Origin of the sequence: Nitratireductor aestuarii (genome assembly GCF_014641695.1) — a bacterium.
In the GTDB taxonomy this organism is placed as follows: domain Bacteria; phylum Pseudomonadota; class Alphaproteobacteria; order Rhizobiales; family Rhizobiaceae; genus Chelativorans; species Chelativorans aestuarii.
Genome location: NZ_BMIF01000055.1, coordinates 1 through 920, shown reverse-complemented (window position 1 = coordinate 920; position 920 = coordinate 1). Strand labels below are relative to the sequence as shown.

The window sequence follows — 920 nt, the reverse complement described above, 5'->3', positions numbered from 1 at the left end:
CTCGCGCTGCTGCGCATGCCACCGGATCGCCGTCGATGGTGCCACGCCGAAACGCGCCGCCGCCGCCCGGCAACTCAGCCCGCCTTCAATCGCAGCCAGAAGCCGAACCCGCAAATCCATTGAGAGAACGTGACCCATCCATGCCGGCCTCCTTCACCAGCATGGATCCTGAATCAGAAATCAGCCGGCGAGGGAATCCCTCATCGATTCAAAGCGGTGGAAAACCGCTCTAATGATCAGCGATCGTCCAACGGAGGTCGGCGACAGAGCGGTGCCTGGACACTGGGAGGGTGATCTCATTCTCGGTCTCGGCAGCTCGGCGATTGGCACGCTGGTCGAACGTACAACACGGTTCACAATGCTCCTTCACCTGCCACGCATGGAGCGTCACGGGATCGATAAATCTGTCAAAAACGGCCCCGCTCTCGCTGGACACGGCGCCGAAGCAGTCCGTGACGCTATCGCCGAAACCATCATGGAGCTACCGGCGCACCTACGCCGATCCTTGACCTGGGACCAGGGTGCAGAAATGGCTCAGCACGCACAGCTTCGGATCGACACTGGTCTCGAAATCTACTTCTGCGACCCCCAAAGCCCTTGGCAGCGCGGAAGCAACGAAAACACCAACGGATTGCTGCGCCAATACTTTCCGAAGGGCACCGATCTCAGTCAGTATGGCACCGATGAACTCAGCGCTGTAGCGCATGCCCTCAATACAAGACCCCGCAAAACACTGGGCTGGCGCACGCCTGCAGAAGCTCTCGACCAAGTGCTCAATCAAGCTATAATCGACGGTGTTGCGACGACCGGTTGAATCTGCCCAATACGTGTCAATCAAGTATTCCGAGCGGCTGGCGGAGGCAGGCATCGAGCCGTCGGTCGGCAGCGTTGGCGATTCCTATGACAACGCTCTCGCCGAA

Annotated in this window: 1 protein-coding gene and 1 pseudogene; one reads left to right on the top strand and one right to left on the bottom strand. The window is 59.5% G+C overall.

The window, feature by feature from the left end:
- The coding region (locus IEX27_RS21075; RefSeq protein WP_188723030.1) for a helix-turn-helix domain-containing protein at positions 1-138 on the bottom strand (138 nt) is incomplete at its 3' end.
- Between the two features lie 91 nt (positions 139-229).
- Between IEX27_RS21075 and IEX27_RS21070 the strand changes: the two are divergent.
- Positions 230-814 (top strand): annotated as a pseudogene (locus IEX27_RS21070) (IS30 family transposase); the annotation flags it as partial.
- Positions 815-920: the final 106 nt, after the last annotated feature.